9 protein-coding genes are annotated in these 12,521 nt (G+C 69.4%); 5 read left to right on the top strand and 4 right to left on the bottom strand.

What is annotated here, in order from left to right; translation table 11 throughout:
* Positions 1-29: 29 nt before the first annotated feature.
* A complete protein-coding gene (locus ACZ39I_RS40370; RefSeq protein WP_467250555.1) occupies positions 30-524 on the top strand; it encodes a hypothetical protein in 495 nt (164 codons plus the stop codon).
* Between the two features lie 41 nt (positions 525-565).
* Here ACZ39I_RS40370 and ACZ39I_RS40365 read toward each other — a convergent pair whose 3' ends face one another.
* From ACZ39I_RS40365 to ACZ39I_RS40355, 3 genes are all read right to left on the bottom strand, one after another.
* A complete protein-coding gene (locus tag ACZ39I_RS40365; protein WP_467250553.1) occupies positions 566-715 on the bottom strand; it encodes a hypothetical protein in 150 nt (49 codons plus the stop codon).
* Positions 716-729: 14 nt separating this feature from the next.
* Positions 730-2,337, bottom strand: a complete 1,608-nt coding sequence (locus ACZ39I_RS40360) for a hypothetical protein (protein ID WP_467250551.1) — start codon at positions 2,335-2,337, stop codon at positions 730-732.
* A gap of 340 nt (positions 2,338-2,677) precedes the next feature.
* The gene (locus ACZ39I_RS40355; RefSeq protein WP_467250549.1) at positions 2,678-3,229 is read right to left on the bottom strand and encodes a DUF6884 domain-containing protein; all 552 of its coding nucleotides are present in this window, start codon (positions 3,227-3,229) and stop codon (positions 2,678-2,680) included.
* Between the two features lie 700 nt (positions 3,230-3,929).
* On the opposite strand from ACZ39I_RS40355, the gene ACZ39I_RS40350 reads away from it, so the two are divergent.
* The 4 genes from ACZ39I_RS40350 to ACZ39I_RS40335 are packed head-to-tail and all read left to right on the top strand — an operon-like array spanning position 3,930 to position 9,296.
* Complete coding sequence (locus ACZ39I_RS40350) at positions 3,930-4,805, top strand: hypothetical protein (RefSeq protein ID WP_467250547.1); 876 nt, start codon at positions 3,930-3,932, stop codon at positions 4,803-4,805.
* Positions 4,802-6,595 carry a hypothetical protein gene (locus ACZ39I_RS40345; protein WP_467250545.1) on the top strand — a complete coding sequence of 598 codons (1,794 nt, stop codon included), beginning with the start codon at positions 4,802-4,804 and terminating at the stop codon, positions 6,593-6,595. The genes ACZ39I_RS40350 and ACZ39I_RS40345 overlap by 4 nt, the downstream gene beginning before the upstream one ends.
* Positions 6,592-8,775, top strand: coding sequence for a hypothetical protein (locus tag ACZ39I_RS40340; RefSeq protein ID WP_467250543.1), 2,184 nt, complete (start codon positions 6,592-6,594; stop codon positions 8,773-8,775). Before ACZ39I_RS40345 ends, ACZ39I_RS40340 begins: the two co-directional genes overlap by 4 nt.
* Positions 8,772-9,296 (top strand): hypothetical protein, encoded by a 525-nt coding sequence (locus ACZ39I_RS40335; protein WP_467250541.1) that lies wholly within the window; start codon positions 8,772-8,774, stop codon positions 9,294-9,296. The genes ACZ39I_RS40340 and ACZ39I_RS40335 overlap by 4 nt, the downstream gene beginning before the upstream one ends.
* Before the next feature lie 420 nt (positions 9,297-9,716).
* On the opposite strand, the gene ACZ39I_RS40330 is transcribed toward ACZ39I_RS40335, so the two are convergent.
* On the bottom strand, positions 9,717-12,485 hold the full coding sequence (locus tag ACZ39I_RS40330; RefSeq protein ID WP_467250539.1) for an ATP-binding protein: 2,769 nt from the start codon (positions 12,483-12,485) through the stop codon (positions 9,717-9,719).
* Between the last annotated feature and the right edge of the window lie 36 nt (positions 12,486-12,521).

The following is a 12,521-nucleotide window of genomic DNA, read 5'->3' as shown; positions in this document are numbered from 1 at the left end:
GTGCCGACTGTCTGGGCAGGGTGGTCGGCATGGCAGATGTTGAGGAGCGGGACGCTGCGCGGGCGCTGGCCGCGCAGGCCCGGAACGTGGCGGGGGCGGCAGACGGCACGCCCTGGCAGCGGCTCTTACGTGCGATCAGCGGCGGCAGGTGGAGCCGACAGCCCACCGGTTGGACGGTCATCCGGCTGGATGCGCCCTGGCAAGACACTCCCTCCTCGGAGCGGCCCGGCTGGAGGGAGCGGGCCGCGAACCTCGCCGGCGATGTCGCCTTCGCCGTCGACTACACCGTGTGCGCCGCCTGCGGACTCGGGTGGGTCGAACAGCCCTACACCCTGGAGAAGTACCAGCGGTGCGGGCTGGCCACCGCGGCCTTGGAGGCGCTGCGCCTCGAGCATCCCGGCCTGTCCTGGCACACCCTGGGCGGCCATTTCCGCGACTCCCGGGCCTTCTGGGCGGCGGTGGGCGCCGGCGTCCCGGGCGGCTACCGGCAGCGTGAGACCTGCCTGCACACGCCCGAGGGGTGAGCCGGCCAGCCGCGATGGCCTCCTCATGGGCACTGCGAGTGTCAAGTGGATGCCACCTGGGCCATACCGTGCACGGTGAAGGTCGCGGCCATGAACTGGGGATCGCGCTGGATCGCGGGGGCCCTACGGGCGGCCTCGACAGGGTCACTGGCGTCCAGGTCGATGCCCCAACACACGAGACAGGAAGTCATGCGTCTCCCCAGGGTCACGCATCCACGAAGGAAGGCGGCGCCTGTACCGCCGGCATGTCGAGCGATCGCCTGCGGACCTCCGGGAGCGAGAGCAGTGCGACGTAACGCTGGCGGCCTCCGAAACGCAGCATCTCGCGGACTGTGACGATGTCCTCTTCACTGCGCTCAGCGACCAGCGCTCCGATCAGCCAGGTCGCATCCGTGTCGCTGAGCTGCAGCACGACAGGAGAGATGAACCAGACCCTGCTGACCCGTGCCACTGCGGTCAGCAGCTGATAGGCATCCGCGTCCTGCCCTGCCTCGCGCAATGCGGCCACGGTGGCGACCAGTGCGCTGGTCCCGCGGTTCGCTGCAATCGCACTCAGCAGCTCGTAGGCGTAGGTGTCCCCGTTGCCGTGGGAGCGCAGCTCAGCCAGAAGGGCACAGAGATGGGACGGGGCTCCCTTGGTGCCTGCGACGTCCAGCAGCTCGTGGGCCAGGTCCCAGTCCTCCTCGCCGTGGTCGGAGAGGAGCAGGATCCTCATCACCCCGACGATGTGATCCGCCGGCCCTTCGAGAGCGAAGGAGACAAACGAAGATCCGTGCTCCTTCATCGCCCGCACCTGCGTCAGGATCCCCAGCGTCAAGGCCTCGACGTCCGGCGGGTCGGCCGCTTCACCGGTCTCGGCTTTGGCGGCTGAGTTATCCAATGGAAGGTCCTGCCGCAACTCGCAGGCAAGGTGGTCAAGACGCTCGGCCCCGTCGTCCAAGTGCCGGGAGGCTTTGGCCAGCGCGTCATCCATGTCGTCCGCCGCTGCATCGAAGTCCTCGCCTTGCGATGCCGATGGGCTGGGAACCGCCAGCGGCGGGGAGTTATCCGGATGTCCAGTGCCCTGACGCAGCCGCTCGAGTTCTTCCCTGAGGGTACGGATCTGCTCGGCTGCCTCTTCGGCCAGCCGGTCGGCCTTGCTTCGTTCCTCCCGGGCACGCTCGAGTTCGGCTTCCGCGGACCGCCGCTGCTCTTCACTGCGCGCCAGCTTCTGACACACGTCATCCAGCTGTTGAGGACGGTGTTCGCGCTCCCGTAGCCTGTCGCGCTCAGCGTGCAGGGTGGTGATGTCGCGCTGCAGCGTATCGACCATGGCCAACAGCACCATCACCATCTGATGGCTCTTGGAACGCTCACGATCCAGCTCCACGGCGCGCTCCCACGCCCGCATCAGCTTGTCCTGCAGTGCCAGTGAACGCCTCTGCACTGCGACCAGCTCGTTCGCCAGTGCAGCCGGGTCCGGTTTCCCCCCGGAGGTCTTCGCCGGCCGGGCGGGGCCTTTCTGCGAGGCGAGGACTCGGGCTTCGGTGATCATCCGCTCCCGGAGCGCGGCATCGTCACCGGAGCAGATATCAGCGATCGCCTGGACGAACTCATCGTCCAGACGCACCCCGGCAAGCCTCTCGCCGATGGTGGAACGGCCAGGTATACGTCCAGTGCTGAAGTGCTCAGGCTTCAGCTGCGCCACGACGTCATCGAGGCGCAGCTGCGCTGTATCCAGCCACCCCCGCAGGAGACTCGCCAGGGCCTCGGCCTGCTTGGTGGGGCCCTTGAGATCACCCCACGGCTTGGTCCGCCGCTTTAAGTCACCCACCCGAATTCCCATCCGTCTCTGGCGCTGTCCAGCCCTGTCCAGTCCATCGGCCAGACAACTGGAGCGGTCCTTTCAGCGCAGTGCAGGGTGTGCAACACCGCACGACGCACGTCCCATCACCAGGGACGTAGAGCCGTGTTCGCACTCACGTTTGGGAGACACTACCGATGCCCGATCTTCTCCAGCACGCCCTTCTCCAGATCCTCCACGGACTCGTGACCGAGCTACCCGCACAACTGGCCACAGCAGCCATCGCCAGCCTTGCCGCCGGCGCCCTACGCGCCCGACGCCGTCGCCAGCTGACGACCCGCACCAAGCCGTCGCCCCCACCCAACAACCCTTAACTCCTCCGGCACCACGGCGACTTGGTGCGAACCAGGCCTATCGGATCATCGGCCGCGGCCAGGCGAGCGAGTCGGGAGCGCAACTCGGCGATGCCGCGGCATCCGTCCAGGGGACGCAGAGTGTCCGGCCGTACGGCGGTGACCGCGTCGACGTAGGCGCGGCCGCCCAGGGCGATCAGATCGCGCGCCGCGAGGACGCCAAGCGCAGCGGCTTGAACGCGCAACTGCTCGACGCTGACATGTCCGGGAGCAGGCTGCTCGTACGGAAGGAGCTCGTCGTCAAGGCGGACGAAACCGTGCAGGGCGGAGAGCACGAGAACGCTGGCGGGACCGGCGATCCTCTCGGCGGCTCGTCGGCACATGAGGTGATACGAGCCGGTGTAGAGGTGGCGGGCCGGGGTGGGGCGGTCTGTTGGGAGTTTGGCGGCCGAGCAGGGCACGATGACGATCACGCGCCCTTCTGGCTCGTTGCTGGACGTCAACGGTACGGCGTCCTGGCGGAGTTGGATGGTGGGGTGCGCGAGGGGTGTGCTGCGCCCCGGGCTCATGGCCGCACGGGATCGTGGTCGGGGCGCTTCGGGTAGGGGCGGCGGTCGATCCCGAGCCGGATACTCTCCCGCTCGCGTCGGTTCCTGCCAAGCCGGAACACGTAGCGGTGTTCTGTAGACATACGCTGTGTTGCCTCATGTCGTGTTGCGGCTGAGGGAGCGAAGTGGCTTACGAGTGGCGGCTGTTCTGGGTGGGTAGTGGCGGGGCGCCCGCTGCCGACTGGCCGGTGGCTGGGTGGGAAGACCTGCAGGCGCGCGAGCGCGCGCTGGGGCTGCGTGAGCAGCAGCCGATCCTGGTCTCGCCGGAGGGGCGGGTCGATCCCCGGCTGAGCGAGTGCTTCCGGCGGTCGGCGTTCTCGGCGAAGGCGCAGGGCACGCAGCTCACCTACGCGCCGATCTACCGGTTGTTCTTCACTTTCCTGTGGCAGCGCGGGCTGAACTGGGACGAGGCGTCGGAGGATGACGTAGAGGACTGGGAGGCGTGGCGCCGGCGGGGAGCGGAGAACCCGGCGCCGGTCGGCGGCGGGATCTGGGCGAAGGAACTGGCTGCGCTGAAGCTGCTGTACGACATCGCGGCCGGGCACGGCTTTGTGCCGGCGAACCCGGTGATGCTGCCCGTGCCGTCGGACGTGAAGACCTCGGATGTGAAGTGGCTGTCGCCTCGGGCCTTCGGCTGTGGCGCAGCGTCGGGCTCGGCGGGATGCTGCCGAGCGGGCTGGAGGATGAGGCATGGCGTGGCCGGTGCTCCGGCCGGGACACGGCGTTCGCTGACCTGCTGTACTCCAGCGGTCTGCGGCGCCGCGAGGGTGGCACCCTGCTGACGTGCGAGCTCCCCGCCCTGGGGCTCCGGAACTACTACGCGGGCAAGGTCGGCCAGGCCGTGGCCAAGCGGGCCGGCTACACCTTCTACGTCGGCCATCCGGCGCTCCAGCGCATCGAGGGCTACCGGATGAGCACGCGGGCTCTGGCGGTGGCCCGCGCCCGGGCGCGGGGCGTCTACGACCGGTTGCCGGGTCTGCGGATCGTCCGCGAGGTCACCCGGGCGGGACGGGTGTACTGGACGAACCGGGACGGTGGGTCGGGCCAGAGCGCGCTGGGGCGGCTGACGGCCCCCGAGCGGACGCGGCTGTTCGTCGACGGCGAGGACGGTCTGGAGCCGGCGATGCTGTGGCTGACGGAGAGCGGTCTGCCGATGGAGTATGCGAGCTGGACGAAGGTTTTCGAGCGGGCGAGCGAGCGCTGCGCGGACGCGGGGCTTGAGGTCTTCGCGACCCCGAAGATGCTCCGGCACTCCATGGCCCTGCGGATGCTGATCGCGCTGCACAACGCGCTGGACCGTCGGCTCGGGCTGACGCCAGCCCAGCGCCTGCACTACGAGGAGGTGTACGGGCAGGTCTGGTTGATGGTCAAGGACATGCTCGGGCATCGCAGCGAGCAGGTGACCCGGGACGTCTACCTGGAGCCGGTTCGCGGTCTGCAGCTGGAGTCGCTGCTCAACGACGACGACAACCCGGTCAACGCGGAGAAGATCGCGGAGCTTGCGGAGCGCACCGGTCTGATCCTGGACGCGGCGTGAGCGGCCGGGGCCGCCGGGCGGCGCTGCCCCCGGGCGGCTTCCGCAAGACGCCGGTGCTCGATGCGGACGGGCTGGTGCTGCGCCCGGTCAGCGGTGACGGGAAGCCACTGGGTGTGTGGGACTTCCGGGACAGCCCCGGGCCGGTGGACTTCCGCCGGGCCCTGGTCGCGGCGCTGGCGGCGCAGGGGCGGGGCTGGGGCAGCGAGGACACCTACCGGACCAACGCCCTGACGCTGCGGCTGTTCCTCAAGACGGCCGCCGCGGCCGAGCCGCCGGTCACCGCGACCGGGCAGATCACGGTGGAGTGGTGGAAGAAGTGGTCCGGCGACATCCACGTCCGCCGGGTCCTGGCCGCGGTCGTACGGCGGGCGCCCGGGGTGCCAGAGGCGACGCGGGTGTTCATGGAGACGCCGCGGCGGCGCCCGCTGGCCCGCCGCGGCGGGCGCCGCAAGGAGGCTCACACCCGCGAGGAGCTGAAGGCGATCCGGACCGCGGCCGCCGTGACGGTGCGCGCCGGCCGACTGCGGATCGCGGCGAACACCGCGGTGCTGGCGCGCTGGCGCGCAGGGACGATCGAGCCCGGGGACCGCGACTGGGCGGTCGGCGAGGTGTTGGACGTGCTGGCCTGCACCGGCGACCTGCCCCGGTACAGCAGCGGCGCAGACCGCTCCGTGACGGCATACGTGGAGCGCACGTTCGGCTTCGAGGGCAACGCCGCCTCGTTGACCCGACTCTTCGCGACGCCGGACGAGATCGGGGCGGCGGCCGTGCTGCTGATCGTGCACGAGGCGTGGAACCTGTCGGTGGTCAGGAAGATGGACGTGCCGTCCTGGTGGCCGAACGCGGACCGCGAGGACCCGGCGGTGCATCAGGTGGACACGGACAAGGCCCGGCGCGGCCGGCGCCGGTACGCGAGCAACACCCTCGTCGACGTCGGCGAGGGTTCCGGCGGCCGGGCCCTGCGTCACGTCCTGGAGCTCACCGCGCAGGCGCGAGCGACCCTCGAGCTGCTCGGGCGGCCCACGGCCAGGCTGCTGGTCGGCCACCGTGGCCTGGGCGGGGCCGAGAACCTGCGCGACTACGCTACTGGCAACGTCCTGGACGCGGCGATCCGGCGCTGGCAGAGCCATTCCCGCGCCGACGGCGTGGCCCTCCCGCAGCGGATCCATGCCCAGGCGCTGCGGCACAGCGCCCAGGCGCACCACGGCCGGGCTCGCAACAACACCCAGAGCACCCACGAGCGGGACTACCTGCTGCTGGACGAGGGGGTGCGCGACGCCTCGCGCGGCGCGGTGGAGCTCGGGCTCGCCCAGGCCCTCACCTCCGCCCGGCAGGCGGTGGCCATGCGGCTGGTCGACCAGGTCGACGGCGACACCGAGGCCGGCGCCGAGCTCGAGGAGGCCGAGGTCAACATCGAGGTGGCCCGCCGGATCGTGGCCGGCCGGCTGCGGACCCCGGTCGCCTCGTGCGCAGACTTTCTCAACTCCGACCACAGCGCGGCCGGGACGCCGTGCGCGGTGTCGTTCCTGCTGTGCTTCGCCTGCCGAAACGCGGTGGCCACCGGACGCGACCTGCCCCGCATCGCCTACCTCCACCAGGCTCTGGAGTCGCTGCGCTCGGCGGTGACCCCTGCGGTGTGGGCCGCGGACTGGGCTACCCACCACGCCCGGATCGGCGACTTCCTGACCACCTACACCACCACCGACAACAGGCCCCGCCTCGTCACCGCGGCGAGCGAACCGGACCGGGAGCTGCTCCACGCGATGCTGGAGCGGAGACTCGACCCGTGAGCACCCCGTACGCCGACCCGGTCGGGCCCAGAGTGATCGCTCCAGGGCCCGATGCGTTCGTCCTGCCCTTCGCCCGCCTGCGGCCCGGCTTCGACCCGGCGAAGCTGCCACGCTTCGGCAACCTGGCGTGGCCTCTGGCTCTGATGAGCGCCAAGGAGCCCCACCGCTCCCTGGTCGTCGACTGGAGCCGGTGCCCTGCCGCGCTGCGGCTGGCGCTGATGCGCGCGGCGTTCGCCGAACTGAACGTGCCGACTCCAACCGTCCTGCGCCAGCAGCGGGCCTCGCGCTCGGTGACCCAGCCGGCCAGCCTGCGCCACTACTTCCAGACCTGGATCCGCTTCGCGACCTGGCTCACCGCCCGCGGCATCACCGAACTCGGCCAGGTCACGGCCGATGACCTTCAGGCGTACGCCGAGCAGCTGCGGCCCAGCGGGCGCCGCTGGCGCACCAACGCCAGAAACCTGGAGCTCATCTCGCGACTGTGGGCGTACGCGCCCTTCCTCCCCGAGCGCGACCGGCTGGTCATGCCGCCCTGGGAGGATCCGGCCGCGGTCATGACCGACTTCCTCGGCACCAACGACGACGCCCCGGATGGCGAGAACAACATCCCGATCGTGCACCCGGCCGTCATGTCCCCGCTGCTGGTCTGGGCCCTGCGCACCGTCCTGGACCTCTCCGACGACATCCTGGCCGCCGCCCGCGAGCACCGCCGGCTGCTCGACTCCCTACCCGCCCGGGCGGTCCCCGGCGGCATCGACAAGGCCCGGGCCTATCTGCGCGGCCTGATCGCGGCCGGCCAGCAGCTGCCCACCAGCAACGCCCCGGCAGCCGCCGCCGTGGCCGCGCGGTACCGCGGCCCGCTACCGCCGATGGCTGGGACCTTCCTGGCCGCCACCATCAGCGTCACCCCCACCCAGCTCGGCGTCGCCCGCAGATCCCTGACCGACGAGCTCACCGCGGAGCACTTCGGCCCCGGCCCTGTGCTCGACGTGCCGGTCTCCGGCCGGATCGGCATCGCCCCCTGGACGCCGGCGCTCGGCTTCGACGACGTCGACACCCTGGTGCTGCACCTGTCCACCGCCGTGCTGATCTGCTGCTCGTACCTCTCCGGGATGCGGCCCGAAGAGGTGCTGGCCCTGCGCCGCGGCTGCTGCACCCGCGTCGAACGCGACGACGGGACCGTGCGCTACGAGGTGCGCGGACAGCACTTCAAGGGCGTCCTCGACGAAGACGGCAACACGATCCCCGAAGGCGAGATGCGCGCGGACCCTTGGATCGTGCTGGAGCCGGTCGCCCGTGCCATCGCCGTCGCGGAACAGCTCGAAGAGGGAGACGAGTTGTTCACCCGCACCCTCTTCCGCGGCGCGAAGCGCACGATCACCCGCACCGGCCTGTCCTCCGCAGCCGCCGTGGAACGCATCTGCGCCTTCACCACCTGGGCCAACCGGCTCGCCGCCGCCCACGACCGCCCGCACGAGCTGATCCCGGCCGACCCCGACGGCGCCGTCGCGCTGCGCCGCTTCCGCCGCACCATCGCCTGGTTCATCGACCGCCAGCCCGGCGGCCGGATCGCCCTCGCGGTGCAGTACGGCCACGCGGCCACCGCCATGTCGGAATCGTACGCAGGCCGTTCCAAGGCCGACATGCTCGAGGTCCTGGACCAGGAGAAGGGTCTGGCCCTCGCCGAGACGCTCACCGAGGCCGGCGAGCGCATCGCCGCCGGCGAGACGGTCAGCGGCCCGGCCGCCGACCGATACCGCGCTGCGGCAGCGGAGTTCTCCGACCGGTACGCCGGAACCTATCTCGGCAAACGCGAGCTGCGCGCGCTGGCCGACAACCCGCGACTTCAGGTCTACGAAGACCCGAAATTCTTCCTGACCTGCAACCATGACGCGTTCACCGCGCTGTGCGACCCGGACCGAGGCCGGGCGCGCGACGGCGGCCGCAGCACCCCGGACCACTCCCGTTGCCAGTCAGCGTGCGCGAACATCAGCCGCACCGACAGCCAGGTCACCGCCCTGCGGGCCGAGGTCACTCGGATCGACGATGCCGCCGAGGCCGGCCTCGACCCCTACCCCATCGCGGCCCGCGAACAGCAGCGCCGGGCCCACCTCACCGAGATCATCCGCCGCCACCACGCACAGCAGCCGGGTGCAGTAGACACCAAGGAACCACGATGAGCACTCCCGACGGCGCCGGCCCCGACCCGGTCGGCGAGGCTGTTCTGGCCCAGCTCGTCGGCACGGCCCTCGCCAGCGCCCATGACGCCGACTCCAGGGATGCCGCGGAGGTGCGAGCCATCACCGACGCCATGGTGCGCCTGCTCATCGGCACACCGTTGCACTCCGACGGCAAACTGACCGTCGTCTCACTGGCCTCAGAAGCTGGCCTGCGGCGCAACAAGCTCACCCACAAGCACACCGGGCTCAAGGACCTCTTCTACGCCCTAGTCAAAGCCCGATCGCCTCTCCCGGAGACGGAGTCCGGGACCGCGCGGGACCGCGCGGCCAAGCAGCAGCAGGACCTGGCCCGAGTCCGCGCCGAACGCGACGACCTGCGCACTCAGCTTCAGCTCATGCCCCGGATCGTCCAGGTCCTGGAGGTCGAGAACCACCAGATGAAGGAGGCCAACGCGAGCCTGCGCGGGCAGTTGGCCGCCCACTCGGCAGTCCCCGGCCTCACCCGGCGGCGTCGAACCTGACCCCGCGCGGCGAGGAGGGAGGCGCCCGTGTCGGACGCCTCGGCGCCACGGTCGGCTGCACCGAGTGCTATCACCTCGCCGCAAGGGGCGCCAACGCCGGCCGATGACCGCACGGGTCTGAGTGGCTACCAGTGCTTATACCAGTCGATGTTCTGCCTGGCGACAGTCAGACTGCCCAGGTTCGCCCCGCCACCCGACAACTGCTGTTTCGTGCCCGCGACGGCCGAGGTACCGGGGAGGCCCCGCCGGGCTCAGGGTCCGCCACCGCGTGTCCGGCAGACAGGCCGAGAACAGAGATGGCAAAGGCAGCGCCGGCAAGGGCATGCTTCATGTCGTTCATGCCAAGCGAACGATCTTGCGCCCGCCTGATTACGCGCGCCCTCTCGGTACACCAGTAAGACCCTGCTCACCCCTCCGGCGTCAGTCCGGAGGAGGCTGTTCTGCTGGAATCTCATCGCTGCAGGGTTCGCATCGTTCCAGGCCCATGGCGCGCAGAACATTCATCTCTCGTCCGTGGTCGCCAAGGGCGTGCCAGATGTCGGCGGCACGGGCCCTTGTGTCGGCCGCTTCCTTGAACCGGTGGAGAGAGTTCAACCAGTTGTACAGGGCGATCAACGCCCTGGACTGGCCTTCCGGGTCGTCTAGTTCCTTGAAAGTGTCGGCGGCGCATGACAGGGCGGTTACCGCTTCTTCCTGACGTCCCCATGCCCTCAGAAAGTTAGCTTGGGCAATGTAAGCGTTTGCCTTCATCTTGCTTCCGCGCAGACTGCCGAACACTGTGACGGCTTGGTGGAACGCTTGCTCCGCAGACACGTAGCGAAGCTGCTCTTGCAAACACAGGGCCAGGCATACCAAGGCCGCTCCCTCGTTCAAGGGATCCCAGTGCGTGCCCGCTTCGCGGCTGAGCTGGATTGCCTGACGGTAGCGCTCAGCGGCGTCCTCGGATCGGCCCATTTCGCGCAGGACTATTCCAAGGTTGCGCAGCGCTAGTGCTTGCACGCTTCGGCTCGTGCGAGACAGCACACGTGCGGCGGCCTGCAGGGCATCGAGTGCTCTTTCCGACTCCCCGATGTCGTGCAGCATGACTCCCAGGTTCATCAGGGTTGCGCCCGCCACGTGCTCGTCGCCCACCTTCCGCAGCAGCCTGGCAGCCTGCACATAGGTCTCGGCGGCCTGTCGGTACTCCTCTGTGTACGCGAGGCCGTCGGCGAGAGCGCGAAGTGCTCTACCTTCTGTCAGCTTGTCGTGGAGACTGTGAGCAAGGCCAATGGACTCTCGTGCTGCGGCGATGGCTTCATCGGGCGAGCCGCTTTCTCGTAAAGCATGACTGAGTTGTACGAGAGCGCGCCCTTCCCCCTTTTTGTCCTCCGCTTGTCGTGCGGCGCGTAACGCTGCCCGCGCAGTGGCGAGTCCCTGTGCAGGGCGGTCGGTGAACCAGTTCTCGAGTGCCTCCGACAGATCCCGGGCGATATCGAAGTGGTGACTAGCCGCGAGTTCCACCGCGCCGATCAGATTGGCCTGCTCGGCCTCCAGCCAGGCCACAGCCCTATCCCGGTCAAGAAAGCCGTGCGCGCGAGATGCCGGCAGCTCCAAGATGTAGCCTGATGCACACTGGGCTCGGTCCAGGTAGTGCTCCAAAAGCCTCCGCTGCGCCTGAGGAGCCGCAGCATCAGCGTCAACGAGCTCGCCGGCATACAGCCGGAGCAGGTCGTGTAGCTGCCACCTGCCCCACGAGTTTCCATATTCGGTCAGGTGCGCGGCGGCTAAGCTCCTCAGAAGCTCCTCAGCTTCATCGCTGGCAACAAGATGAGTGGCAGCCTCGGTGGAAACGTCCGGACCCGGGTTGAGTGAAAGAAACCGGAACATACGCTTCTGATCGTCGTCCAGCTGACGGTAGGACAGCTCGAACGAGGCACGTACGGGCCGGTCTTTCCGTGGAAGGCCCAACCGTTTGAGTCGAGTGTGCGATGCGGTGAGGTCCTGAACCAGCGAGGCCAGGGGCCGTGTACGGTCGGTGACGAGCAGGGCTGCACAGATGCGTAGCGCGAGCGCCAGCCCTGCGCACAACCGTGCGACTTCCGCCACGTCGCTGGGGGCATCAGCGATGCGCGTATCGGTCTCGCCACGGGCCATCACGACCACGCGGCGCAGTAGGTCCACCGAGGTTCGCTCGTCGAGAACACCCAGATCATGCAGACGGCCTTCGATCTCCAGAGTGTGACGAGAGGTGATCAGAGCTGCAGTAACGCCATCCGTGGGCAGCAACTGGGCCACCTGATCGGCGCTGGATGCGTTGTCGAGAACAAGCAGGATCCGCCGGTGCTGCGCCGCGTACGCCGCGAGCACACTGCGGTACAGGAGCACGCGGTCCTGCAAATCGGCAGGGATGTGCTCCCTCATGCCAAGCCCGCGCAAGAGACTGCCAAGTGCCCGCTCGGGAGAGAGACAGCGCTCGGGGTCGTAACCGAACAAATCGATGAATAAGACTCCGCCAGGAAACCACCCTGGTTTGTCCAGAGCCCTCCTGGCGGTGTACACAGCCAACTCCGTTTTACCCACCCCAGCCATACCGGCCACCGACGTCACCAGCGGCGCTCCCCGCTGCTCTGGGGCCAGATCCGCGAGCAGCTTCTGAACCTCTTCAGTACGACCGGTGAAAGCAGGTGAAGATGAAGGAAGGCCGGACAGGGCCGGAGGGACCGTTTCCGGCAGCCGCACAGTCCCGACGGATACTCCGTCTTTGAGCTGATCGACCTGGGTCCGGGTGCCTTCGCCCCCCCGTTCCCGGGACGCACGCCGTTCGTCTTGTGCAGCTTTCAGCAGCGCGCCCCACTCCCGCTCCGCCCTCGTCAGCCACCGCTTCTCCACCCGCCCCTGTCCGTTCAGCGCGGGCTGGCCGGTCCAGGCCGACCAGACCGCGACGACGGCCAGCAGGATGTCACCGTCCTGTGGCACCACGAACTTCTCCGGCCTGTCCAGGGGCGGCGCCCAGCCGCTCACCCGCTGCCCGCGGAACGTCTCCACGCCGCGCGTCTCCGACCGGCGCACCGCGGCTTCCAGGCTGTCCAGCGAACCCGACTTGCCGGCCTGCTTACGCGCCTGCTCGGCGCGCTCGCGTAACTCCCTCAGCCGCACCCGCAGAACCTCGCACCCAGGACCCAGGGCCGGTGCCGGTGGTGTCGTCTTCAACGTTCCCTCCCCGTTCCCCGGTGCCCGGGGTGCCCG

The sequence above is a fragment of the Streptomyces sp. NPDC024687 genome (assembly GCF_055559055.1).
The sequence above is the reverse complement of the archived record's forward strand: the minus strand, read 5'-3'. Positions and strand labels throughout refer to the sequence as shown.

Coding starts and splice junctions, on each gene's coding strand:
- ACZ39I_RS40370 (WP_467250555.1), top strand. CDS start 30: ATGGCAGATGTTGAGGAGCGGGACGCTGCGCGGGCGCTGGCCGCGCAG.
- ACZ39I_RS40365 (WP_467250553.1), bottom strand. CDS start 715: ATGACTTCCTGTCTCGTGTGTTGGGGCATCGACCTGGACGCCAGTGAC.
- ACZ39I_RS40355 (WP_467250549.1), bottom strand. CDS start 3,229: ATGAGCCCGGGGCGCAGCACACCCCTCGCGCACCCCACCATCCAACTC.
- ACZ39I_RS40350 (WP_467250547.1), top strand. CDS start 3,930: ATGCTGCCGAGCGGGCTGGAGGATGAGGCATGGCGTGGCCGGTGCTCC.
- ACZ39I_RS40335 (WP_467250541.1), top strand. CDS start 8,772: ATGAGCACTCCCGACGGCGCCGGCCCCGACCCGGTCGGCGAGGCTGTT.